Here is a 1,044-nt window from a genome sequence, read left to right on the forward strand (position 1 = left end):
GGCAATGAAAACGCTGCTTGCCCCGCTGGTCGCGGCGCTCAGTGAGGGCCAGTCCCCGGAGGCGCTGCCCGCCATCATTGATGCAGCCTATCCGCAGCTTGACGGCGAAGCGATGCGCCAGCTGATTGAAAACGCGCTGTTCGTGGCGGACCTGTGGGGGCGCGTGCGTGGTTGATCTCGGCTTCGCCATGACCCTGAAGCCGGAGGCGGCGATCCGCTACTTCCGTTCAAAAGGCATTAAAATCGCCTTTGATACGCGCCAGATGCAGGATCGCGCGCACGCCACCTCGTTTGTGGTGAGCGGCATGCTGAAACAGGATGTGCTGACGGACGTGCACGGCGCGCTGGCGAAGGCGCTGGAGGACGGCCAGACCGCCGCATGGTTTAAAGATAACCTTATCCCGCAGCTTACCCGTCGGGGCTGGATGGGCAGCGGCCTGAAGGCGGACGCGGACGGCGTGCTGGAAGGCCGGAAGCTGATGCCGTACCGGCTAGACACCATTTTTCGCACCAATATGCAGTCCGCTTACATGGCGGGCCGCTATGAGAAAATGCGTGCCAACGTCAAAGCGCGTCCTTACTGGCAGTACGTGGCCGTCATGGACCGTCGCACCCGTCCGGCCCATGCGGCGCTCAACGGGCGCATTTTTCGCTGGGACGATCCGATATGGGACACCCTCTTTCCGCCGAACGGCTATAACTGCCGCTGCCGCGTGGTGGCGCTGTCGCAGGCCGAGGTTGACCGGCATCCGGTGGGCGTGGAGTCGTCAGCCGATCTGCAGGTCACCATTGAGCAGCCTTACGGCAACACCACCCGCCCGGTGACCGCGCTGAAAGACCCGGCGACCGGTCGCCTGTTTACGCCTGATACGGGCTTTCATCTCAATCCCGGGCGCGACAGCCTGGCGAACCTCAGCCAGCAGCTGCTGCGCAAAGGCGCAACTGCACCGCCACGCCTGGCAGCGCTCGCGGTGGACGAGGCGATGCGCTCACCTGTTGTGCGGGCGGACTTCACCCGTTCGCTGTCGTCGTGGGTGCAGAACG

Annotated in this window: 1 protein-coding gene; it reads left to right on the forward strand. The window is 64.2% G+C overall.

The genetic code is table 11. From position 1 onward, the window contains the following. Positions 1 to 167: 167 nt before the first annotated feature. A partial coding sequence (locus HA45_RS23320) for a phage head morphogenesis protein (RefSeq protein WP_128599097.1) occupies positions 168 to 1,044 on the forward strand: 877 nt, incomplete at its 3' end.

It is taken from the genome of Pantoea rodasii (assembly GCF_002095465.1).
GTDB classification, from domain to species: Bacteria; Pseudomonadota; Gammaproteobacteria; order Enterobacterales; family Enterobacteriaceae; genus Pantoea; species Pantoea rodasii.